The 21,547-nt window shown below is 70.3% G+C and carries 18 protein-coding genes and 1 riboswitch; of the genes, 10 read left to right on the forward strand and 8 right to left on the reverse strand.

Annotated elements, in window-relative coordinates:
• Positions 1 to 16: 16 nt before the first annotated feature.
• On the reverse strand, positions 17 to 469 hold the full coding sequence (locus SCAB_RS14295; protein ID WP_013000792.1) for a hypothetical protein: 453 nt from the start codon (positions 467 to 469) through the stop codon (positions 17 to 19).
• 121 nt (positions 470 to 590) lie between these two features.
• Between SCAB_RS14295 and SCAB_RS14300 the strand changes: the two genes are divergently transcribed.
• Both SCAB_RS14300 and SCAB_RS14305 read left to right on the forward strand, forming a co-directional pair.
• On the forward strand, positions 591 to 1,562 hold the full coding sequence (locus tag SCAB_RS14300; protein ID WP_013000793.1) for a diacylglycerol/lipid kinase family protein: 972 nt from the start codon (positions 591 to 593) through the stop codon (positions 1,560 to 1,562).
• A 318-nt stretch (positions 1,563 to 1,880) separates the two neighbouring features.
• Positions 1,881 to 2,138, forward strand: a complete 258-nt coding sequence (locus tag SCAB_RS14305; protein WP_003992873.1) for a WhiB family transcriptional regulator — start codon at positions 1,881 to 1,883, stop codon at positions 2,136 to 2,138.
• 215 nt (positions 2,139 to 2,353) lie between these two features.
• On the opposite strand, the gene SCAB_RS14310 is transcribed toward SCAB_RS14305, so the two are convergent.
• Positions 2,354 to 3,820, reverse strand: coding sequence for a sensor histidine kinase (locus SCAB_RS14310; protein ID WP_041669203.1), 1,467 nt, complete (start codon positions 3,818 to 3,820; stop codon positions 2,354 to 2,356).
• Between the two features lie 594 nt (positions 3,821 to 4,414).
• On the opposite strand from SCAB_RS14310, the gene nagB reads away from it, so the two are divergent.
• The gene (gene nagB, locus SCAB_RS14315; RefSeq protein ID WP_013000795.1) at positions 4,415 to 5,200 is read left to right on the forward strand and encodes a glucosamine-6-phosphate deaminase; all 786 of its coding nucleotides are present in this window, start codon (positions 4,415 to 4,417) and stop codon (positions 5,198 to 5,200) included.
• Between the two features lie 404 nt (positions 5,201 to 5,604).
• Here nagB and SCAB_RS14320 read toward each other — a convergent pair whose 3' ends face one another.
• The 4 genes from SCAB_RS14320 to SCAB_RS14335 all read right to left on the reverse strand — a co-directional run bounded on the left by SCAB_RS14320 (position 5,605) and on the right by SCAB_RS14335 (position 10,509).
• Complete coding sequence (locus tag SCAB_RS14320; RefSeq protein ID WP_013000796.1) at positions 5,605 to 7,143, reverse strand: glycoside hydrolase family 3 protein; 1,539 nt, start codon at positions 7,141 to 7,143, stop codon at positions 5,605 to 5,607.
• 9 nt (positions 7,144 to 7,152) lie between these two features.
• A complete protein-coding gene (locus tag SCAB_RS14325; protein ID WP_013000797.1) occupies positions 7,153 to 7,995 on the reverse strand; it encodes a carbohydrate ABC transporter permease in 843 nt (280 codons plus the stop codon).
• Positions 7,992 to 8,984 (reverse strand): carbohydrate ABC transporter permease, encoded by a 993-nt coding sequence (locus SCAB_RS14330; protein WP_013000798.1) that lies wholly within the window; start codon positions 8,982 to 8,984, stop codon positions 7,992 to 7,994. The genes SCAB_RS14325 and SCAB_RS14330 overlap by 4 nt, the downstream gene beginning before the upstream one ends.
• A gap of 244 nt (positions 8,985 to 9,228) precedes the next feature.
• Positions 9,229 to 10,509 (reverse strand): extracellular solute-binding protein, encoded by a 1,281-nt coding sequence (locus SCAB_RS14335; RefSeq protein WP_013000799.1) that lies wholly within the window; start codon positions 10,507 to 10,509, stop codon positions 9,229 to 9,231.
• Positions 10,510 to 10,879: 370 nt separating this feature from the next.
• On the opposite strand from SCAB_RS14335, the gene SCAB_RS14340 reads away from it, so the two are divergent.
• The 6 genes from SCAB_RS14340 to SCAB_RS14365 all read left to right on the forward strand — a co-directional run bounded on the left by SCAB_RS14340 (position 10,880) and on the right by SCAB_RS14365 (position 19,406).
• The gene (locus SCAB_RS14340) at positions 10,880 to 11,644 is read left to right on the forward strand and encodes a GntR family transcriptional regulator (protein ID WP_005480427.1); all 765 of its coding nucleotides are present in this window, start codon (positions 10,880 to 10,882) and stop codon (positions 11,642 to 11,644) included.
• A 409-nt stretch (positions 11,645 to 12,053) separates the two neighbouring features.
• Positions 12,054 to 12,323 (forward strand): DUF3311 domain-containing protein, encoded by a 270-nt coding sequence (locus SCAB_RS14345; protein WP_173402874.1) that lies wholly within the window; start codon positions 12,054 to 12,056, stop codon positions 12,321 to 12,323.
• On the forward strand, positions 12,320 to 13,948 hold the full coding sequence (gene mctP, locus SCAB_RS14350) for a monocarboxylate uptake permease MctP (RefSeq protein WP_013000801.1): 1,629 nt from the start codon (positions 12,320 to 12,322) through the stop codon (positions 13,946 to 13,948). The genes SCAB_RS14345 and mctP overlap by 4 nt, the downstream gene beginning before the upstream one ends.
• 444 nt (positions 13,949 to 14,392) lie before the next feature.
• Complete coding sequence (locus tag SCAB_RS14355; RefSeq protein ID WP_013000802.1) at positions 14,393 to 15,382, forward strand: nucleoside hydrolase; 990 nt, start codon at positions 14,393 to 14,395, stop codon at positions 15,380 to 15,382.
• Between the two features lie 293 nt (positions 15,383 to 15,675).
• Positions 15,676 to 15,811, forward strand: a riboswitch (cobalamin riboswitch).
• A 122-nt stretch (positions 15,812 to 15,933) separates the two neighbouring features.
• Positions 15,934 to 18,342: a ribonucleoside-diphosphate reductase subunit alpha gene (locus tag SCAB_RS14360; RefSeq protein WP_013000804.1), complete on the forward strand. Its 2,409-nt coding sequence runs from the start codon at positions 15,934 to 15,936 to the stop codon at positions 18,340 to 18,342.
• A 56-nt stretch (positions 18,343 to 18,398) separates the two neighbouring features.
• Positions 18,399 to 19,406 (forward strand): ribonucleotide-diphosphate reductase subunit beta, encoded by a 1,008-nt coding sequence (locus SCAB_RS14365; RefSeq protein ID WP_037728515.1) that lies wholly within the window; start codon positions 18,399 to 18,401, stop codon positions 19,404 to 19,406.
• 96 nt (positions 19,407 to 19,502) lie between these two features.
• On the opposite strand, the gene SCAB_RS47725 is transcribed toward SCAB_RS14365, so the two are convergent.
• Entirely contained in the window at positions 19,503 to 19,673 is a 171-nt protein-coding gene (locus SCAB_RS47725; RefSeq protein WP_162934568.1) for a hypothetical protein, read from the reverse strand.
• 93 nt (positions 19,674 to 19,766) lie between these two features.
• Between SCAB_RS47725 and SCAB_RS14375 the strand changes: the two genes are divergently transcribed.
• Positions 19,767 to 20,729 (forward strand): GlxA family transcriptional regulator, encoded by a 963-nt coding sequence (locus SCAB_RS14375; protein ID WP_013000807.1) that lies wholly within the window; start codon positions 19,767 to 19,769, stop codon positions 20,727 to 20,729.
• A 38-nt stretch (positions 20,730 to 20,767) separates the two neighbouring features.
• Here the strand turns inward: SCAB_RS14375 and def are convergent, their stop codons facing one another.
• Positions 20,768 to 21,418 (reverse strand): peptide deformylase, encoded by a 651-nt coding sequence (gene def, locus SCAB_RS14380; protein WP_013000808.1) that lies wholly within the window; start codon positions 21,416 to 21,418, stop codon positions 20,768 to 20,770.
• Positions 21,419 to 21,547 lie beyond the last annotated feature (129 nt).

Below are 21,547 nucleotides of genomic sequence, written 5' to 3' on the forward strand. Positions count from 1 at the left end.
GCACCCCCGCCGCGCGTCAGCGCTTCGTCTCCTCCGGCCGGCCCGGCCCCTGGATCCCCAGGGCCTGGGTCGTCGCGGGATTGACCAGCAGGACCAGCGCCGTGACGGCGACCACGGCCAGGACGATGCCGGCCCAGATCGCCACGCTGTCGGCGCGCAGCAGGTTGTAGGCCACCGGCAGCGCCATGATCTGGGTGATGACGGCGGGGCCCCGGCTCCAGCTCCGGCGCAGCAGCAGCCCGCGGGCGGCGATCAGCGGCAGCAGGGCCAGCACGACGAGGGTGATCCCTCCGGTGACGCCGGTGCCGACGTCGTCGGAGTCGCCGCCGAGGCCCAGCACCAGCATCGCCCCGCCGCCGGCCAGCAGGGCCACCCCCTCCAGCCCGGCCAGTGCCGCCGCGGCGGTCAGCCGTCCGGGACGGGGCTCGGCGTCGGAGGTGTCCGGCGTGGAGGTCTGCTCAGGGCTCACCCGTGAAGGGTAGCCCTGCCCCCGCCACGCGCCCCCACGTGCTCATCGTCACTACCTGATCTCCCCCTTGATCCGCACCTCGGTATGGGCCGGGTACCACCCAGTAGGTACGCTGCAACCCATGCGTGCACTTCTCGTGGTCAATCCGGCGGCAACCACCACAAGCGCACGTACGCGCGATGTCCTGATCCACGCCCTCGCCAGCGAGATGAAGCTGGAGGCGGTCACCACCGAGTACCGGGGCCACGCACGGGACCTCGCCCGGCAGGCCGCGGAGGGCAAGGGCGACATCGAACTGGTCGTCGCGCTCGGCGGTGACGGCACGGTCAACGAGGTCGTCAACGGACTGTTGCACCACGGCCCGGATCCCGACCGCCTCCCCCGTCTCGCCGTGGTCCCCGGCGGATCCACCAACGTCTTCGCCCGGGCGCTGGGGCTGCCCAACGACGCCGTGGAGGCGACCGGCGTCCTGCTCGACGCCCTGCGCGAGAGCCGGGAGCGCACGGTCGGCCTGGGTCAGGCCTCGGGCACCCCGGGCACGGAGGACGAGGCGGTGCCGTCGCGCTGGTTCACCTTCTGCGCCGGCTTCGGATTCGACGCGGGTGTGATCGGCCGGGTCGAGCAACAACGAGAACGCGGACGGAAATCCACACACGCCCTTTACCTGCGCCAGGCATTTCGGCAGTTCCTGGAAGAGCCGCATCGCAGACTCGGCACGATCTCCGTGGAGCGGCCGGGCCGGGATCCGATTTCGGATCTTGTGCTGTCCATAGTCTGCAACACGTCCCCGTGGACGTTTCTGGGTAATCGCCCGGTGTACGCGTCGCCTAAGGCCTCGTTCGATAAGGGCCTCGACGTGCTCGGTCTGAGCCGCATGTCGACGCCCGCGCTGGCCCGATATGGCACACAATTGCTCACTTCGTCCCCCGAGCGCGGACCCCGTGGGAAGCACGCCACCACCCTGCACGATCTGACCGACTTCACCTTGCATTCGAAGGTCCCCCTCCCCCTCCAGATGGACGGCGACCACCTCGGACTGCGGACGAGCGTGACGTTCACAGGCGTACGCCGTGCACTGCGTGTGATTGTGTGAGCGGAACGGGCAAAAGTCCTTCCACTCGAACGTTTAGGCCAGGGTCCACCCCATGGAAGTACGGCTGTGACACAGTCGACACCGAGGAATCAAAAAAAACTTTCCGGAAGGGGTTGTATCCGCCGCTGAGGTTTGCGAGTCTCTACGTGGCGCTCGGGACAGCCCGCAACACCGGCTCACGCAAGCGCCAGAACCCCTCCTCAATCCACAGGACCACACCAGTCCGTCTGGTGATCGGCCCTTCACTTGTTGAGGGATTCGTGAAAGCGTTCACATTCACAAGCAACGTGCAAGTAATACCAAGGAGAGGTAGCAGCCATGGACTGGCGTCACAACGCCGTTTGCCGCGAGGAAGACCCCGAGCTCTTCTTCCCCATCGGCAACACCGGTCCTGCGCTGCTGCAGATCGAGGAAGCCAAGGCTGTCTGCCGTCGCTGCCCGGTTATCGAGCAGTGTCTGCAGTGGGCGCTTGAGTCCGGCCAGGACTCCGGCGTCTGGGGTGGTCTCAGCGAGGACGAGCGCCGCGCCATGAAGCGCCGCGCCGCCCGCAACCGGGCCCGTCAGGCATCCGCCTGACATCCCACCCAGCAAATAGCCTGAGCTTGGCGGCGCGCACAGCGAGTGCGCTTCTCCCGCCCCCGAGCCGCAGCGCGCAGTGCCCCCGGTGCGCCTAACCAGCCACGAGCCCGAGCCCCGGACCACATGATGGTCCGGGGCTCGGTGCTGTTCGGGGTACGGCGTCCGTGGTACCCCGACCGCCACGGACGCCGTACGCCGGCTGCTTCCCGCGGCTACTTCTGGGCCCGCACGGGGATGTCGAGGATCACCTGGGTGCCCTGTTCCGGTGCGGGGACCATGTCGAACGTGCCGCCCAACTCGCCCTCGACCAGCGTCCGTACGATCTGCAGTCCCAGGTTTCCCGAGCGGTGCGGGTCGAAGCCCTCGGGGAGACCGACGCCGTCGTCCTGGACGGTGACGAGGAGACGGGTCTCCTTGGTGGTGCCGCCGCGCACGGCCGAGACCTCGACGGTGCCGGTGTCGCCCTCGCGGAAACCGTGTTCGAGGGCGTTCTGCAGGATCTCGGTGAGGACCATCGAGAGCGGGGTCGCGACCTCCGCGTCCAGGATGCCGAAGCGTCCGGTGCGCCGGCCGACGACCTTGCCGGGAGAGATCTCGGCGACCATGGCGAGCACCCGGTCGGCGATCTCGTCGAACTCCACCCGCTCGTCCAGGTTCTGGGACAGCGTCTCATGCACGATCGCGATCGACCCGACCCGTCGCACCGCCTCTTCGAGCGCCTCGCGGCCCCGCTCGGACTCGATGCGCCGGGCCTGGAGGCGCAGCAGCGCGGCGACCGTCTGCAGGTTGTTCTTCACCCGGTGGTGGATCTCCCGGATGGTCGCGTCCTTGGTGATCAACTCGCGCTCGCGCCGCCGCAGTTCCGTCACGTCCCGGAGCAGGACGAGCGAACCGATGCGCGGGCCCTTGGGCTTGAGCGGGATCGCCCGGAACTGGATCACGCCGTCACTGGACTCGATCTCGAACTCGCGCGGCGCCCACCCGCTCGCCACCTTGGCCAGCGCCTCGTCCACCGGGCCCCGGGAGGGGGCGAGTTCGGCGGTCGTGCGGCCGAGATGGCAGCCGACGAGATCGGCGGCCAGGCCGAGGCGGTGGTACGCGGAGAGGGCGTTCGGCGAGGCGTACTGGACGATGCCGTCGGCGTCGAGCCTGATGAGGCCGTCGCCGACGCGCGGCGAGGCGTCCATGTCGACCTGCTGGTCGGGGAACGGGAACGCGCCCGCCGCGATCATCTGGGCCAGGTCGGAGGCGCTCTGGAGGTAGGTCAGCTCCAGCCGGCTCGGAGTCCGCACGGTCAGCAGGTTGGTGTTGCGCGCGATGACGCCGAGTACCCGCCCCTCCCTGCGCACGGGGATCGACTCGACCCGTACGGGCACCTCCTCGCGCCACTCGGGGTCTCCCTCGCGGACGATGCGGCCCTCGTCGTGGGCGGCGTCCAGCAGGGGGCGGCGGCCCCGGGGGACCAGGTGGCCGACCATGTCGTCCTGGTAGGAGGTGGGGCCGGTGTTGGGGCGCATCTGGGCGACGGAGACATAGCGCGTGCCGTCACGGGTGGGCACCCAGAGGACCAGGTCGGCGAAGGAGAGGTCGGACAGCAGCTGCCACTCCGACACCAGCAGATGCAGCCACTCCAGGTCGGAGTCGCTGAGAGCGGTGTGCTGGCGGACGAGTTCGTTCATGGAGGGCACGTGTGCGAGCGTACCTGGCGGTACGAAGATGACCGGAAAGCACCGGTGGCCGTCCTGGCGTCCCCGGAGAACACCCGCGGGCCGCGGCGCCTGAGAGGGACCCTCAGCCCTCCCGGCACCGCAGCCCGGAGCAACATCGGCCGCGGGGTGTGCGGTCCCGTTCGGCCGAAGGTGAGGATCCGGAGCAGTCAGGGCAGAGAGCGCCGGGTCCTCGGTCCGTCTTCCTGTGCGGGGAAGACGGAGGCTTGTTCTTCGTTCGTGTGCGATCGCCGGCGGCCGGGGGCCGCTGATCGATCACACGCCCTACCCGCATTGTTGACTAGACCACTGCGTGTGTCCATGCGTTGGCGGATGTTTGTTGTTGTTCCCCTGCCCGCCATACGCCGACGGGACACTCGCAGAGTAGCCCGCTTCGGTCCGGCGGCGGGCGCGAACGCCGGACGCCGGGGTGACCCGCGCCTCCCCGTTCGCCCCTGGGGGAACGGGAACCCCCCTGCTAGATTGGTCTACACCACACGAGATGTACCCGACCCCGCTCCGGGCCGGGAGTTTTCGAGTCCTTCTTTCCAGATCGGCAGGCCCAGCGTGGAAGTTGTCATCGTTCCGGATGCCAAGGCGGGTGGCGAACTCATAGCCGAGGCGATGGCGCAGCTGCTCCGGCGCAAGCCCGACGCGCTGCTCGGGGTGGCCACGGGCTCGACCCCGCTGCCCATCTACACCGCGCTCACGCGGAAAGTCCGCTCCGGTGCCGTGGACGCCTCGCGGGCCCGGGTCGCCCAGCTCGACGAGTACGTGGGGCTGCCGGCCGAGCATCCCGAGTCGTACCGCTCGGTGCTGCGGCGGGAGGTGCTGGAGCCGCTGGGACTGGGCCTGGAGGCGTTCATGGGGCCCGACGGGACCGCCGAGGACGTGCCGGGGGCGTGCGAGGCGTACGACAGGGCGCTGGCCGAGGCGGGCGGTGTGGATCTTCAGCTGCTCGGCATCGGGACGGACGGGCACATCGGGTTCAACGAGCCGTGCTCGTCGCTCGCCTCCCGGACGCGGATCAAGACGCTCACCGAGCAGACCCGGATCGACAACGCGCGGTTCTTCGACGGCGACATCGACCAGGTGCCGCACCACGTCATCACCCAGGGCATCGGCACGATCCTGGAGGCGCGGCACCTGGTGCTGCTCGCCACCGGCGAGGGCAAGGCCGACGCCGTCGCGGCGACGGTGGAGGGGCCGGTGGCGGCGGTCTGCCCGGCCTCGGCGCTGCAGCTCCATCCCCACGCGACCGTCGTGGTGGACGAGGGCGCCGCGTCGAAGCTGAAGCTGGCGGACTATTTCCGCTACACGTTCGGCAACAAGCCCGACTGGCAGGGGATCTAGAGCAGCGGAGTATGCGCGGGCGCCACGGCCGGGTATCGGGGGCCGTGGCGCCTTTGTGCGGGGAGCGCGGGGCGGCCTGCGCTGAGGTGTTGGACGGGCAGGGGCGGCGTCGGCGGTATCGCGGAGCCCCGGCGGCGAACTGCGCGAGGGCCCTGGCCGCCCGGCTACTCGGATCCGCCGGGCGCACGCCCGCGGTGTGTCCCGACCCCTCGCCGCACGCCCCCGCCCTCAGCCGCGCTCCGGCTCCCGGGGGACGCCGGCGATGACCTCCGCCGCCGCCCGCTCGCAGACCGCGTCGTCGGTCTGCCCCGGCCCGGCTGCCGAGAGCCCCGGCACGGCCGCTCGGGCTCCTGGGCGCCCGCCCGCCGGTCAAGTGGCCCAGCCCTTCGCCGCGCGCCCCACCCTCAGCCGCGCTCCGGCTCCCGGGGGACGCCGGCGATGACCTCCGCCGCCGCCCGGCCGCAGACCCGGGCCGCGCCGTGGGTCGCGATGTGGAGGGCGCCTCGGGGTGGGGCCTGGGGGATGCCCATCTCCACGACGATCGTGTCCGGGCGGGTGCCGAGGAGCAGGTCGAGGGCCGCGGTCATCCACGGGTGGCGGTGTTCGTCCCGGACGACGGCGACCACACGGCGGGTGCCCGCGACCGACAGGGCCGAGGCTCCGGCGCTGTCGCCGGCGAAGGTGCCCGTCTCGGTGCCGGGAACGAGGCGGGCCAGTTCCGCGCCGACGCCCCAGGGGGTCTCGTCGCCCACGGCGATGTTGGCGACCGGCGCGAAGGCCGCGACGTAGAGGGGCTGGGTGGGCGGCTCGTAGGACTGTGCGCGGGTGACCGTCAGGGCGCGGCGAGCGGCCACGAGACCGATCTCCGTGTCGGCGCCGGCGGTCCCGCCGGGGGTTTCGGCCGCCGACCGGGTCCAGGTCGCCAGCGCCCGGACCCGCCGCGCCGCGTCCGCCAGGCGTTCCTCCTCGAGGTCGCCGTCGCGCACGGCCGTGACGAGGGCGTCGCGCAGGCGGAGGACGGTCTCCTCGTCGGCGAGGCCACCGCCGACGCAGATGGCGTCGGCCCCCGCGGCCAGCGCGAGGACGCTGCCGCGTTCGATGCCGTAGGTGCCCGCGATGGCCCGCATCTCCATGCCGTCGGTGACGATGAGCCCGTCGTAGCCGAGTGCGCCGCGCAGGAGGTCCGTGAGGATGCCGCGGGAGAGCGTCGCCGGAAGGTCGGGGTCCAGGGCCGGGACCAGGATGTGGGCGCTCATCACCGCGCGGGAGCCGGCGGCGATGGCGGCGCGGAAGGGGGCCAGGTCCCGGGAGTCCACGAGCGAGCGGTCCGCGTCGATGCGGGGCAGGAAGTGGTGGGAGTCGACGGCGGTGTCGCCGTGGCCGGGGAAGTGCTTGGTGCAGGCGGCGACCCCCGCGTCCTGGAGCCCCGTGACGTAGGCGGCCGTGTGGCGGGCGACCAGGGCGGGATCGGCGCCGAAGGAGCGGACCCCGATGACCGGGTTGGAGGGGTTGGCGTTCACGTCGGCCGAGGGCGCCCAGTTGAGGTTGACGCCGCACTCCGCCAGGCGGCGGCCGAGGGCGAAGGCGACGTCCCTGGTCAGGGCCACGTCGTCGACCGCGCCCAGGGCGTGGTTGCCCGGGAAGGAGGAGCCGGCGTGCACCTCCAGGCGGGTGACGTCGCCGCCCTCCTCGTCGATCGCGACGAGGACGTCCTCGTGCTCGGCGCGCAGCCGGGCGGTGAGGGCGGCCAGCTGTCCGGGCGAGGTGATGTTGCGGCCGAAGAGGCCGACGGAGGCGAGGCCCTCGCCGAGGCGCCGCAGCAGCCAGTCGGGGGCGGTGGTGCCCGTGAAGCCGGGCTGCAGCACCGTCAGCGCGTCCCGCGCGAGGCCGTCCTGTCCGGAGTGCGAGCCGGGCGAGCCGGTGGCGAATGTCGTCGGTGACATCAGGGTCGGTTATCCCTTCACGGCGCCCGCGGTGAGGCCCGCGGCCATCTTGCGCTGGACGAGGAGGAAGAGGACGACGATCGGCACGGCCATCAGGGTGGAGCCGGCCATCATCGGGGCGTACTCGGTGCCGTGTTTGGTGGTGAAGTTGCCGAGCCAGACGGTCGCGGTCTGGTTCTGCTGGCTCATCAGCATCAGGGCGTAGAGGTACTCGTTCCACGCCTGGATGAAGCCGTAGACCGAGGTCGCCACCATGCCCGGCGCGAGCAGCGGGAACACCACACGGAGGAAGGCGGTGGTGCGGGAGCAGCCGTCGACCATGGCCGCCTCCTCCAGTTCGCGCGGGATGTTGACGATGAAACCGCGCAGGGTCCAGACGGTGAACGGGAGGATGAAGGTCAGGTAGGTGAGGACCAGGCCGCTGAGGCGGTCGTACTGGCCGAGGTCGTTCAGGAGCAGGAAGACCGGGATGATCATCGCGACGAGCGGGACCATCTGCACCGCCAGGATGCCGACGATGACCACCTTCCGGCCGCGGAAGGCGAAGCGGGAGATGGCGAGGGCGGCCAGCATGCCGACGACGACGCCGATGACGACGACCGTGAGGGAGACGACGAGACTGCGGCCGACCGGCCCCCAGAAGTCCGCGATGTCCAGCGCCCGGCCGAAGTTGGCGAAGGTGACCGACGTCGGCAGCAGGCTCGGGTCGGGGTCGATCGCGTCCTTGGCCGGCTTGAACGCCGTGTTGAGCATCCAGTAGACGGGGAAGCCCGCGGTGAGGAAGACGACCAGGCCGAGCAGGTTCCAGCCGAGCCTGGACCTGCGGGGACCGGAGACGGTGGCGGTGCTCATTCGACCTCTCCGATCTTCAGCATCTGGCGCATGTAGACGCCGATCACGCCGAGCAGCAACAGCACGGTGAGCAGGGCGATCGCGGAGCCCTGCGCGTAGTCGTTGACCACGAACGCCTTGTCGTACGAGTAGGTGGTGAGCAACTGGAACTCGGCCTCCGGGTGTCCGTTGCGCATGACGAAGACCTGGGGGAAGACGCCCATGTCCCAGATGACGGAGAGGGTCGTGAGCATCACGATGATCGGCTTGAGGATGGGGAGGGTGACGTAGCGGAACACGCCCCACGCGCCGGCGCCGTCGAGACGGGCGGCCTCCTCCAACTCCTTGGGGACCTGCGTGAGTCCGGCGCTGAGGGTGATGACGACGAACGGCACCGCGCCCCACACCACGAGGAGTGTGATGACGGCGAGGCCCTCGGGGCCGCTGGCGAACCAGTTGTGGCCGATCATGTCGACGCCGGGGAGCTTGCTGAGCAGCGCGTTGAGGATGCCGTAGTCCGAGTCGAACAGCCACTTGAAGACGGTGGTGGCGACGATGATGGGCATGCCCCAGCTCGCCACGAGCGCGATGTTGACGAGTGTCCTCACCCAGCCGGAGACCCGCTGGAGCAGCAGGGCGACCGCCATTCCGATGACCATCGTGAAGACGACGCAGGCGGTGGCGAAGACGACGGTCCGCACGACGACCGTCCAGAACTCGCTGTCGCCCAGCACCTTGGCGAAGTTGTCGAAGCCGACCGACTCCGCCGGCTTGAACCCCCACAGCTGGGACTGGCCGAACTCCTGGAAGGACAGCGTCCCGAGACGGACGAGCGGGTAGCCGAGGACGACGGCGAGGATCAGCAGACAGGGGGCGAGGAGGGCCCAGGGCACGGCGGCTCCGCCGGAGGTCCGCTTCCGGGTCGGCCGTTCCGGTGCCGCCGGGGGTGGCGGTGGCGCCGGCCGCGCGGGCGGCACCTTCGCGGGGGCTGTCGTGTCTGCGGCACTCATCGCGCACTCCTAAGCAGATGAAGGAGGGGCCGGCAGCGATCGCCCGGGAAGGGGCGCGGGAACTGCGCGACCGGCCACGACGCACCGGCACCGAACCCGACGCCTCATCGCGGCACTTTCGTCAATCGCCCACCGGCAGGCCCTGGGGCACTCACCGGCCGGGCCCGGGCGCCCGTCGGCCGATCCGATGGGGCACCCCCGTCGGGCCCGGCCGTCACGGCCGGGCCCGACCGGCGGGTCACCGTCACTCGTTGTTGATGACCTTGTCGATCTCGGCGTCGGCCGCCTTCGCGGCCTCCTCGACCGACTTCTTTCCGGTGCCGATGGACTGCAGCATCGTCTGCAGGATCTGGGCCTTCTCGACCTGGCCCCAGCCGGGGGCCATCGGGACGAACCAGTTGGACTCGGCCGCGGTGGCCGGGACCGCCGTCGCCGGGTCGTCCTTCAGGGTGGCGAGGTCGGTCTTGTTGTTGGGCAGGTTGCCCTTCTCCATCAGGCCCTTCTGGCCGGAGGGACCGGTGAAGGCGTTGATCCACTCGGCGGCGACGGTCTGCGCGTCGGACTTCACCGGGACGGCGAGGTCACTGCCGCCGAGGAACACGGGGAGGTTCTTGCCGGACGGGCCGGGCATCACGAAGTTCTCGACGTTGCCCGCGAGCTTGCCGGTCTTGTCGTTCTCCTTGGCCGCGGCGGTCGCGCCCTCCCAGGCGGGGGCGAAGATCATGCCGGACTTGCCCTGGCCGTAGACGATGTACCGGTCGGACTCGTCCTTGGTCCTGTCGCCGTGCATGTACGAGTCGACGACGTTCTTGAACTCGGTGAGCCCCTTGACGGACTCCGGCGAGGAGAGGCTGGCCTTCCACTTGCCGCCGGACTCGACGGCTATCGAGCCGCCGGCGTCGTAGACGAAGGACATGGCCGCGTACCAGTCACGGGTGGGCTGGTACCAGGCGCTGAACTTGTCGCCCCGCTTCTTCTGCACCTTGTCGAGGGCGGCGGTGAGTTCGGCGTACGTCTTCGGCGGGGACTTCACTCCCGCGGCGGCGAAGACGTCCTTGCGCCAGTTGGCGACGCGGCCGCCGGCGTAGTACGGCACGCCGTAGGTCTTGCCCTCGTAGGTGACGGAGGCCTTGAGGCCGTCCAGCCACGCGGCCGAGTTGTCGAACTTCGCCGCGTCGAGGGGGGCGAAGGCGCCCTTGACCATGTAGGCGAGCATCTCCGTGTTGCCCATCTCGACCACGTCGGGGGCCTTGTCGGTGGCGAGGACCGCGTCGAGCTTGGCGTTCTTGTCGGGCCAGCCGTAGTACTCGTGCGTGATGGTGATGCCGGGGTGCTTCTTCTCGATCGCCGCGTCGGCGGCCTTGACCAGCTCGGGCCAGTTGTTCTGAGCGTCCACCGTGAGCCAGACCGTCAGCTCCTTGGTGTCCGCCCCGGTGTCCGCGCTCTTCTTCTCGCCGCCCCCGCACGCCGCGATGGAGACCATCATGCCCGCGACACAGATCGCGGTCGTCAGCTTCCTCTTCACGCCATCCTCCTCAGGGATGCCCTTGCTCCAGGGATGCCACAAACCCCCCTGCTCCCCTCGGTGACAGGACGTACCGCCCCTGGGGCCAGGACCTGGACCAATGGTGTAGACCAGTAGGCGGAGCTTGGCTCAGACCATTCGCGGTGTCAAGAGTGCTCGAACCCCCTCTCACCAGCCGTTATGCGACCTACATATGCAAGAACCTTTATGTAATAAGCCAGCGAAAACAGGCCCGCTTGGGCCACACTCTTCGGGTAGACCACTGCACCGCCACGGAGTGGACCAGCACAGACTCCTCCGTGGACTAGACCAGCGGGGCCCGCAGAGGTATACAGAGGGATCACGCCACGAGGAGCCGGGAAGGCGGAGCATGAGCACCGACGTCAGCAGTGCGGAGAACGAGAACGGGGCGACCGTCCGTACCGCGCGCGTGCCCAAGTACTACCGCCTGAAGAAGCACCTGCTCGACATGACCGAGACGCTGCCGCCCGGCACGCCGGTCCCGCCGGAGCGCACCCTCGCCGCCGAGTTCGACACCTCGCGCACCACCGTGCGGCAGGCGCTCCAGGAACTGGTGGTCGAGGGGCGGCTGGAGCGCATCCAGGGCAAGGGCACGTTCGTCGCCAAGCCCAAGGTCTCCCAGGCGCTGCAACTCACCTCCTACACCGAGGACATGCGCGCCCAGGGCCTCGAACCCACCTCCCAGCTGCTCGACATCGGCTACATCACCGCCGACGACACGCTCGCGGGGCAGCTCGACATCACCGCCGGCGGCCGGGTCCTGCGCATCGAGCGCCTGCGCATGGCCAACGGCGAGCCGATGGCCATCGAGACGACCCATCTGAGCGCCAAGCGCTTCCCGGCCCTGCGCAGGTCACTGGTCAAGTACACCTCCCTCTACACCGCGCTGGCGGAGGTGTACGACGTCCGGCTCGCCGAGGCCGAGGAGACCATCGAGACCTCGCTGGCCACCCCGCGCGAGGCCGGTCTGCTGGGCACGGACGTGGGCCTGCCGATGCTGATGCTGTCCCGGCACTCGCTGGACATGGAAGGCCAGCCGGTGGAGTGGGTGCGGTCGGTCTACCGCGGCGACCGGTACAAGTTCGTGGCGAGGCTCAAGCGCCCGCAGGACTGATCCACACGCGGCGCCCCGGCCGGCCGGCCGCGCGGGTCCCGGCGCCACGCGGCGGCGGCCGTTCGGGCGCGCCCGCGTCACAGGTGGTGCACGCGGTGTGGCGCGACCCACGCTCCTGTTCTACGGTCCTTGCGTCGCCGCACCGACCCGGGAGGCCCCGCTGTGCGTACGCGCGGGCACGGCCCCGGCCCGGCGCTGCCGTGCGCCTCGGAAGGAGGGGGATCTCCGGACGGACCGCCAGGAAACGGACCCCTGCCAGGAGTTGGGCAGCCGCCGAACACACAACCTCCGCATCCGATATCCGGACAGGGGGTTCCGGACGACGGAACCCGTCCCTTAGATTTCCTGCGCGTCGAGCACATGATCAGCGGCGATCCATGGCGTACCAGTGAGGGGACGGAACCGGGACATGTCAGAAGCGCCTGAAGTGGGACCACCGGTGGTGACACCTGTCAGAGTCGTCATCGCCCTGTGCCTGCTCGCCCCGTTCGTGGCGATGCTCTGGGTCGGCTCGTACGCGAAGACGGACCCGACGTTCATCGGTATCCCCTTCTTCTACTGGTACCAGATGGCCTGGGTGCTCATCTCCACCGCGCTCACCGCCACCGCGTACGTCCTGTGGCAGCGTGACCAGCGCGCCCGCAGGTCCCCCGCGCGGGACGGAGGTGTCGCGAAGTGAAGGACGGCGTGAACGGCGTCGCACTCGCCGTCTTCATCTTCTTCTTCCTGGCCGTCACGGTGATGGGCTTCCTGGCCGCGCGCTGGCGCAAGGCCGAGAACGAGCACAGCCTCGACGAATGGGGCCTCGGCGGCCGGTCGTTCGGCACCTGGGTCACCTGGTTCCTGCTCGGCGGCGACCTCTACACGGCGTACACCTTCGTCGCCGTCCCCGCGGCGATCTACGCGGCGGGCGCGGCCGGGTTCTTCGCGGTGCCGTACACGATCCTGGTGTACCCGCTGATCTTCACGTTCCTGCCGCGCCTGTGGTCGGTCTCCCACAAGCACGGCTATGTGACGACCTCGGACTTCGTACGCGGCCGCTTCGGCTCCAAGGGCCTGTCGCTGGCGGTCGCCCTCACCGGCATCCTGGCGACGATGCCTTACATCGCCCTCCAACTGGTCGGCATCCAGGCCGTGCTGGACGTGATGGGCGTGGGCGGCGGCGAGAACACGAACTGGTTCGTCAAGGACCTGCCGCTGCTGATCGCGTTCGGCGTCCTGGCCGCCTACACCTACTCCTCCGGCCTCCGGGCGCCCGCGCTGATCGCGTTCGTGAAGGACACCCTGATCTACCTCGTCATCGCGGTGGCGATCATCTACATCCCGATCAAGCTGGGCGGCTTCGACGACATCTTCGCCAAGGCGGGCGAGGCGTACAGCCAGACCAACCCGGCGACGGACAAACCGCGCGGGGCCCTCGTCCCCGGCGACGCCAACCAGTGGACGTACGCGACCCTGGCCCTCGGCTCGGCGCTCGCGCTGTTCATGTACCCGCACTCGATCACGGCGACGCTGTCGTCCAGGAGCCGCGAGGTCATCCGCCGCAACACGACGATCCTGCCGCTGTACTCGCTGATGCTGGGCCTGCTCGCCCTGCTGGGCTTCATGGCGATCGCGGCCGGCGTCCAGGTGCAGAACGGCCAGCTGGCGATTCCCCAGCTGTTCGAGACGATGTTCCCCGACTGGTTCGCGGGCGTGGCCTTCGCGGCCATCGGCATCGGCGCGCTGGTCCCCGCGGCGATCATGTCCATCGCGGCGGCGAACCTCTTCACCCGCAACATCTACAAGGACTTCATCAAGCCGGACGCCACGCCCGCGCAGGAGACCAAGGTCTCCAAGCTGGTGTCCCTGATGGTGAAGGTGGGTGCCCTGGCCTTCGTCCTCACCATGGACAAGACGGTGGCCATCAACTTCCAGCTGCTGGGCGGCATCTGGATCCTCCAGACCTTCCCGGCGCTCGTCGGCGGTCTGTTCACCCGCTGGTGCCACCGCTGGGCCCTCCTCGCGGGCTGGGCCGTCGGCATGCTGTACGGCACGGTCGCCGCGTACGGCGTGGCCTCCCCCACGCAGAAGCACTTCGGCGGCTCCTCCGCGGAGATCCCCGGCATCGGCGAGATCGGCTACATCGGCCTGACCGCGTTCGTCCTCAACGTGGTGGTCACGGTGGTCCTCACCTTCGCCCTGCGGGCCTTCAACGCCCCCGACGGCATCGACGAGACCAGCCCGGAGGACTACACGGCGGACGCGGGCGACGCGGGCGTCCAGGTGGAACTCCCGCCGGCGACAGCGGGGTCGAGCCACTAGGGCGTGTTGCGAAAGTCCCGTCGTTCGCCCGAAGGGCGGGCCTCGCGGCGTCAGGTGCGTGCTCTCGGCGTGCCGGGCGGAAGCCCTCGTACTGGATGTACTTGGGCTTTCGCCCGGTGCGGCGAGAGTGCGTGCATGGCGTCGCGAGGCAGGCGGGACTTTCGCAACACGCCCTAGCCCTCCCAGGGGCGCTGTCCCTTCGACTCCCTTCGTGGTGGGCGGTTCGGGTGGCGGGTGCGTGCGGATCCGGTGGGGGCTGGTCGCGCAGTTCCCCGCGCCCCTGAAAAGCAGGGGCTGATCTTTTAGGGGCGCGGGGAACTGCGCGAGAAGCCCCACCCACCCGCACCCGACCACGCAGCTGCCCGGGGTCGAAGGGGCAGAGCCCTTGGAGGACGGGACGGGTAAGGGCGGCGGGGGCGAGAAACGCCCCGCTACCCTGACAAGGTGACCGCTCGCGCACCGATCGTCCTGGACAGCGACCCCGGTATCGACGACGCCGTAGCCCTGCAGTACCTCCTGGGCACAGGCCTGTGGGACCTCAAGGCCTACACCTCGGTGGGCGGCAACCTCCCCGCCGAGGCGACCTACGCCAACGCCAGAGCCCTCGCCCGAGCCCTCCGCATCGACGGGGGCACCCCCGTGCACCGCGGCGCCGGCCGCACCCTCTCCCGCCTCCCCTACCGAGAGGCGTCCGCCTTCCACGGCCGGGCGGGCCTCGGGAACGAGACCCTGCCCGACTCCACGGCCCCGCACCCGACGGAGTCCTCCGCACAGGCCCTGCTCCGCCTCTCCCGGGAGTACGAGGGCGAGCTGACGGTGTGCGCCACCGGCCCCCTGACCAACGTCGCCGTCGCCCTCCTGGAGGACCCCGGCTTCGCGCGCCGCGTCGGCAGGTTCGTGTTCATGGGCGGCGCCGCCCAGGTGCCGGGGAACATCACCCCGGTCGCCGAGTTCAACATCTGGGCCGACCCCGACGCGGCCGAGGTCGTGCTCTCCTCCGGCATCCCGTTCACCATGGTCGACCTGGACGCCTCGCACCGCTGGCTGTTCCGCCCCGCCGACCTGGCCGCCCTGGAGGCCGCCGGCCCGGGCACGGCCCTCGCCGCCCGGCTGATGCGCACGTACATGGACGCCTACAGCCGCCACGGCGGGGACGGCACCTGCCCGCTGCACGATCCCCTGGCCGTGGGGGTCTGCGGGGACGAGGCGTTCGTGGCCGCCGCCGAGGGAGCCGTCATCGTCGAATGCGCGAGCGAACTCACGCGGGGCCAGACCGTGTTCGTCCCGGCCGCCGCTCCGCGCGTGCACTACTCCGAGTCCCCCGCCCTGACCGCCCGCCTCCGCACCACCGGCCGCGTCGCCCTGGGACCGGGCACCCGCGACTTCAGCGAGGACTTCGTGGCGACCCTGCCCCGGTGGCCGGCGGTGGACTGACCGGCTCCCGCCGTCCACGGGACCGGCCCGGCCGACCCTCGCGCGGGCCCGCATGGAGCGCGCCCGGACCGTGCGGGGCTGTGTACGCGTGCTGCTGTCGACCCAGCGGAGCGTGCACGCGGCCCGTCGCATCCACGAACGCCTGGGCTTCACCCGCGCACCAGCGTGACGGGAGCCGCCTCCCCGAGGCCCCGGACATCACTCTCCTCGCCCATGAGTTGACGCTCTGACACCCTGCGAAGCCGAACGCGACACAACATGTGGGGGTGACACCGCGCCCCGGCACTAGATGTATGCTCATGCTCGCTGTCGCCGCAGGGGAATCCGGTGCGAATCCGGAACTGTCCCGCAACGGTGTACTCGCGTGCGTTCATGCCCTTCTGCGCACGCCTGTTCAGTCCGAACACCTGTCGACAGCGCGCCCGGCCGTCCGGTCCGGGTGCCTGACGTCCGGGCCTCGTGGAATGGGCCGGTGGACGCGACGCCCCGTGCGCTCGTGAGCTGCCGCCTGCCCTCCGCCGGGCCCCTTGCCGAGCGAGGGAGAGCCCCACGTGACCATCGCGCCAGCCGACCCGGTTTCAGCCGACCTGGCTTCGACCGATCCGGCGACGGAGACGGACGGTCCCGGTTCCGCGTTGCTGCGGACCCTGACCGAGCTGACCGTCGACCTCCCCGACGCCGACCCCGGCCGGGTCGCCGCCGCCGCGCTGCGCGGACGGTCCTCGCGCGCGGCCACCGCCGAGATGGTCGCGGAACTGCGCGAGCTCGCCACGGAGGCGGCCGCCGGGCTGATCTCCGAGGACCCCGCGTACTCGAAGCTGGCCGCCCGTCTGCTGGCCATCGGCATCCGAGCCGAGGCCGCCTCGCAGGGCGTCACGACGTTCACCGAGTCCATCGCCGTGGGCCACCGGGAGGGCCTCGTCGCCGACCGCACCGCGGAGTTCGTCCGCGTGCACGGCGCGCGTCTCGACGCCCTGGTCGACCCGGCCGGCGACGACCGCTTCGGCTACTTCGGCCTGCGCACCCTGCACAGCCGCTATCTGCTCAGGCACCCGCTCACCCGCAAGGTCGTCGAGACACCCCAGCACTTCATGCTGCGGGTGGCGAGCGGCCTCGCGGAGGACGACACCCCGCGCGCCGTGGACGAGGTCTCCGCGCTCTACGGCCTCATGAGCCGCCTCGACTACCTCCCCTCCTCCCCCACGCTGTTCAACTCCGGCACCCGCCACCCCCAGATGTCCTCCTGCTACCTCCTCGACTCCCCGCTGGACGAGCTGGACTCCATCTACGACCGCTACCACCAGGTGGCCCGTCTCTCGAAGCACGCCGGCGGCATCGGCCTGTCGTACTCCCGCATCCGCTCGCGCGGTTCACTGATCCGGGGCACCAACGGGCACTCCAACGGCATCGTGCCGTTCCTGAAGACGCTGGACGCCTCGGTCGCCGCCGTGAACCAGGGCGGCCGGCGCAAGGGCGCGGCCGCGGTCTATCTGGAGACCTGGCACTCCGACATCGAGGAGTTCCTGGAGCTGCGCGACAACACCGGTGAGGACGCCCGCCGTACGCACAACCTGAACCTCGCGCACTGGATCCCGGACGAGTTCATGCGCCGGGTGAACGCCGACGAGCAGTGGTCGCTGTTCTCCCCGGCCGACGTGCCCGAGCTGGTCGACCTGTGGGGCGAGGAGTTCGAGGCGGCCTACCGCAAGGCGGAGGCGAACGGCCTGGCGCGCAAGACGATCGCGGCCCGTGATCTGTACGGCCGCATGATGCGCACCCTCGCGCAGACCGGCAACGGCTGGATGACCTTCAAGGACGCGGCCAACCGCACCGCCAACCAGACGGCCGAGCCGGGCCACGTCGTCCACTCCTCCAACCTCTGCACGGAGATCCTGGAGGTCACGGACGACGGGGAGACCGCGGTCTGCAACCTGGGCTCGGTGAACCTGGGCGCGTTCGTCGACCGGGCCGCGGGCGACCTGGACTGGGAGCGGCTGGACGAGACCGTCCGGACGGCCGTCACCTTCCTCGACCGCGTCGTCGACATCAACTTCTACCCGACCGAGCAGGCGGGCCGCTCCAACGCCAGGTGGCGCCCGGTCGGCCTCGGCGCGATGGGGTTGCAGGACGTCTTCTTCCAGCTGCGCCTGCCCTTCGACTCCCCCGAGGCGAAGGCGCTGTCCACGCGGATCGCCGAGCGGATCATGCTCGCCGCGTACGAGGCGTCCGCCGACCTCGCCGAGCGCAACGGCCCGCTGCCTGCCTGGGAGAAGACCCGTACGGCCCGGGGCGTGCTGCACCCCGACCACTACGGTGTCGAGCCGGCCTGGTCGGAGCGCTGGGCGGCCCTGCGCGAGCGCGTCGCGGCGACGGGCATGCGCAACGCGCTGCTGCTCGCCATCGCGCCCACGGCCACCATCGCCTCGATCGCCGGCGTGTACGAGTGCATCGAGCCGCAGGTGTCCAACCTGTTCAAGCGCGAGACACTGTCGGGCGAGTTCCTCCAGGTCAACTCGTACCTGGTGAGGGACCTCAAGGAGCTGGGCGTCTGGGACGCCCGCACCCGGGAGGCGCTGCGCGACTCGAACGGCTCGGTGCAGGACTTCGCGTGGATCCCGGCCGACGTCCGGGCGCTGTACCGCACGGCCTGGGAGATCCCGCAGCGCGGCCTGATCGACATGGCCGCCGCCCGCACCCCGTACCTGGACCAGTCGCAGTCGCTGAACCTGTTCCTGGAGACGCCGACCATCGGCAAGCTCTCCTCGATGTACGCGTACGCCTGGAAGTCGGGGCTGAAGACCACGTACTACCTGCGCTCGCGCCCGGCGACCCGAATCGCCCGCGCGGCCCAGGGCCAGGCCCGGCAGCCCGAGACGACCGTCCCCGTCCAGCAGGCCACCTCCGAAGAGGCCCTCGCCTGCTCCCTTGAGAACCCCGAGTCCTGCGAGGCCTGTCAGTGATTCCCGCCCGCCACCCGACCACCACCCCTGGAGGACGGCGCTTCGCGCCGGCTGTGATGACTGACCAGAACCTGCTCGACCCCGGCTTCGAGCTGACTCTGCGCCCCATGCGCTACCCGGACTTCTACGAGCGCTACCGGGACGCGATCAAGAACACCTGGACCGTCGAGGAGGTCGACCTCCACTCGGACGTCGCCGACCTGGCGAAGCTGTCCGAGGGCGAGCAGCACATGATCGGCCGGCTGGTCGCGTTCTTCGCGACGGGCGACTCGATCGTGGCGAACAACCTGGTGCTCACCCTCTACAAGCACATCAACTCCCCCGAGGCGCGGCTCTACCTGAGCCGCCAGCTCTTCGAGGAGGCCGTGCACGTCCAGTTCTATCTGACGCTGCTGGACACCTATCTGCCCGACCCGGCGGACCGGGTGGCGGCCTTCGCGGCGGTGGAGAACATCCCGTCCATCCGTGAGAAGGCGGAGTTCTGCTTCAAGTGGATGGACTCGGTGGAGAAGCTGGACCGTCTGGAGTCCCAGGCGGACCGCCGGCGCTTCCTGCTCAACCTGATCTGCTTCGCGGCGTGCATCGAGGGCCTGTTCTTCTACGGCGCCTTCGCCTACGTCTACTGGTTCCGCAGCCGGGGGCTGCTGCACGGTCTGGCGACGGGCACCAACTGGGTGTTCCGCGACGAGACCATGCACATGTCCTTCGCCTTCGAGGTGGTGGACACCGTCCGCAAGGAGGAGCCGGAGCTCTTCGACGAACTGCTCCGGCAGCAGGTCACCGACATGCTGAAGGAGGCCGTCGAGGCCGAGCTGCAGTTCGGGCGCGATCTGTGCGGTGACGGCCTGCCGGGCATGAACACCGAGTCGATGCGGCAGTACCTGGAGTGTGTCGCCGACCAGCGGCTCACCCGCCTCGGCTTCGCGCCGGTCTACGGCTCGCAGAACCCGTTCTCGTTCATGGAGCTGCAGGGTGTCCAGGAGCTGACCAACTTCTTCGAGCGACGTCCCTCGGCCTATCAGGTGGCGGTGGAGGGCACCGTCGACCTGGACGAGGACTTCTAGGCCACCCAGGTCAGCGGTGTGACCCTCGTCCCCGGCCGGCGTGACCCGCGCGGTCGTCGTCGTGCCGGGGACGTGTCAGTGGCACCAGCACCGCGATCATGCGGCGCGGGCGATGTGGTGCGACGCCCGTCGTTCCTGCGCCTGCCTGAGCTGCCGGTCGACGCGCCACTCGTGCACGATGCCGACGATCGCGGGCAGTGCGACCAGGGCGAGCAGTCCGAGAACGGCCAGGGTTCCGATGAGTCCTTGCAGCTGTGTCGTTTCCATGGACACCACTTTGGCGCCGAATGCTCCTGACAAACAGTGGCAGGACTGCCGCACCCCCTCGAATTACTGCCACTTGCCAGGCACACTGGCAGCATGCTGAAAAACGTGGCCACCGTCCTCATGGAGGGCGTGCATCCCTTCGAACTGGGTGTCGTCTGCGAGGTCTTCGGCCTCGACCGCAGCGATGACGACCTGCCCGTGTACGACTTCGCGGTCGCCTCGGCGGAGGGCCCGACCCTGCGGACCCCGGCCGGGTTCACGGTCTCCACGCCGTACGGGCTGGACCGGCTCGAAGAGGCCGACCTGGTCGTCGTACCGGCCGGTGACAGCTATGTGCACCGGACCTATCCGCCGGAGCTGCTGGACGCGCTGCGGCGGGCCGCCGACCGGGGCGCCCGGGTGCTGAGCGTGTGCTCGGGGGTGTTCGTGCTCGGCGCGGCAGGACTGCTGGACGGGCGGCCCTGTGCGGTGCACTGGAAGCACGCGGAGGAGCTGGCCCGGCAGTATCCGCGGGCGGTGGTCGAACCGGACGTGCTGTACGTGGACGCGGACCCGGTGATCACCTCGGCGGGCACGGCGGCCGGCATCGACGCCTGTCTGCACATCGTCCGCAAGGAGCAGGGCCCGGAGGTCGCCAACAAGATCGCCCGGCGGATGGTGGTGCCGCCGCACCGTGACGGCGGCCAGGCGCAGTACATCGAGCGTCCGCTGCCCCGTTCGCAGTGCGACACGGTGGGCGAGGTGCTGGTCTGGATGGAGCAGCACCTCGACGAGGAGGTCACCGTCGAGCAGCTCGCCGCTCGCGCGCACATGTCCCCGCGCACGTTCGCCCGCCGCTTCCAGCAGGAGACCGGGACCACGCCGTACCGCTGGATCCTGCGTCAACGGGTGCTGCTGGCCCAGCGGTTGCTGGAGGGGACGGACGAGACGGTGGACGCGATCGCCTGGCGCACCGGCTTCGGCACCGCCGCCGCCCTGCGTCATCAGTTCGTGCGGTCGCTGGGTACGACCCCGCAGACCTACCGCCGGACCTTCCGGGGCCCGGAGGCCGCCTGAGGGGCGGCCCGGCGGGCCCGGCGCGGCGGGCGGAGGGCTCAGTCGTTGGCGACCACGGGGTAGCGGGGCTCGTTCTCGGCCATCTGCCGCAGGGCGTCCTTGCGGTCGCGCTTGGAGAGGCGGTCGATGTAGAGGTAGCCGTACAGGTGGTCGGTCTCGTGCTGCAGGCAGCGCGCGAAGTAGCCGGTGCCCCGCACCTTGATCGGGTTGCCCTTCTCGTCCTGCCCGGTGACCTCGGCGTAGTCGGGGCGGGCGAGCGGCATGTACGCGGTCGGCACCGACAGGCAGCCCTCGTTGCTGTCGTCCAACCGGCGCGCCTCGGCGGGCAGTTCGACCAGCTTGGGGTTGCAGATCACACCGGTGTGCCGCTTGCCCTCGTCGTCCGGGCAGTCGTACACGAACACCTTCAGGTCGACGCCGACCTGGTTCGCGGCCAGGCCCACGCCCTCCGCCGTGCGCTGGCTGGCGAACATGTCGTCCACCAGCTTCGCCAGCTCGTCACCGAACTCCGTGACGTCCTTGCACTCCTTGTGCAGCACCGGGTTCCCGACCACGGTGATCGGCAGCGAGGTGCCGCGCTCGCGGTACGCCTGCTCGCGCTCCTCGCAGTCCTCCGTGTCGATGACGAACCCCTCGTCGTCGACGGGGAGCACGCCCTCGCGCTGCTGATCGGTGTCCTGCTGGGCCATGGCAGACGTACGCCTTCCTCAAAACAACAAGCGGTGAAGTTGCTGATACAGGGTACGGGGATCGCACCGCTCGGGGGGCGCCCCTGCGAGGGGGCGGGGAACCGTGCGAGAACCCCCGCAGGACCTGTG

It is taken from the genome of Streptomyces scabiei 87.22 (genome assembly GCF_000091305.1).
In the GTDB taxonomy this organism is placed as follows: Bacteria; Actinomycetota; Actinomycetes; order Streptomycetales; family Streptomycetaceae; genus Streptomyces; species Streptomyces scabiei.

What these genes read in the sequence shown, in the direction of transcription:
- SCAB_RS14300 (WP_013000793.1), top strand. Translation starts at nt 591, where the DNA reads ATGCGTGCACTTCTCGTGGTCAATCCGGCGGCAACCACCACAAGCGCA.
- SCAB_RS14305 (WP_003992873.1), top strand. Translation starts at nt 1,881, where the DNA reads ATGGACTGGCGTCACAACGCCGTTTGCCGCGAGGAAGACCCCGAGCTC.
- SCAB_RS14310 (WP_041669203.1), bottom strand. Translation starts at nt 3,820, where the DNA reads ATGAACGAACTCGTCCGCCAGCACACCGCTCTCAGCGACTCCGACCTG.
- SCAB_RS14320 (WP_013000796.1), bottom strand. Translation starts at nt 7,143, where the DNA reads ATGTCACCGACGACATTCGCCACCGGCTCGCCCGGCTCGCACTCCGGA.
- SCAB_RS14325 (WP_013000797.1), bottom strand. Translation starts at nt 7,995, where the DNA reads ATGAGCACCGCCACCGTCTCCGGTCCCCGCAGGTCCAGGCTCGGCTGG.
- SCAB_RS14330 (WP_013000798.1), bottom strand. Translation starts at nt 8,984, where the DNA reads ATGAGTGCCGCAGACACGACAGCCCCCGCGAAGGTGCCGCCCGCGCGG.
- SCAB_RS14340 (WP_005480427.1), top strand. Translation starts at nt 10,880, where the DNA reads ATGAGCACCGACGTCAGCAGTGCGGAGAACGAGAACGGGGCGACCGTC.
- SCAB_RS14345 (WP_173402874.1), top strand. Translation starts at nt 12,054, where the DNA reads ATGTCAGAAGCGCCTGAAGTGGGACCACCGGTGGTGACACCTGTCAGA.
- SCAB_RS14365 (WP_037728515.1), top strand. Translation starts at nt 18,399, where the DNA reads ATGACTGACCAGAACCTGCTCGACCCCGGCTTCGAGCTGACTCTGCGC.
- SCAB_RS47725 (WP_162934568.1), bottom strand. Translation starts at nt 19,673, where the DNA reads ATGGAAACGACACAGCTGCAAGGACTCATCGGAACCCTGGCCGTTCTC.
- SCAB_RS14375 (WP_013000807.1), top strand. Translation starts at nt 19,767, where the DNA reads ATGCTGAAAAACGTGGCCACCGTCCTCATGGAGGGCGTGCATCCCTTC.
- def (WP_013000808.1), bottom strand. Translation starts at nt 21,418, where the DNA reads ATGGCCCAGCAGGACACCGATCAGCAGCGCGAGGGCGTGCTCCCCGTC.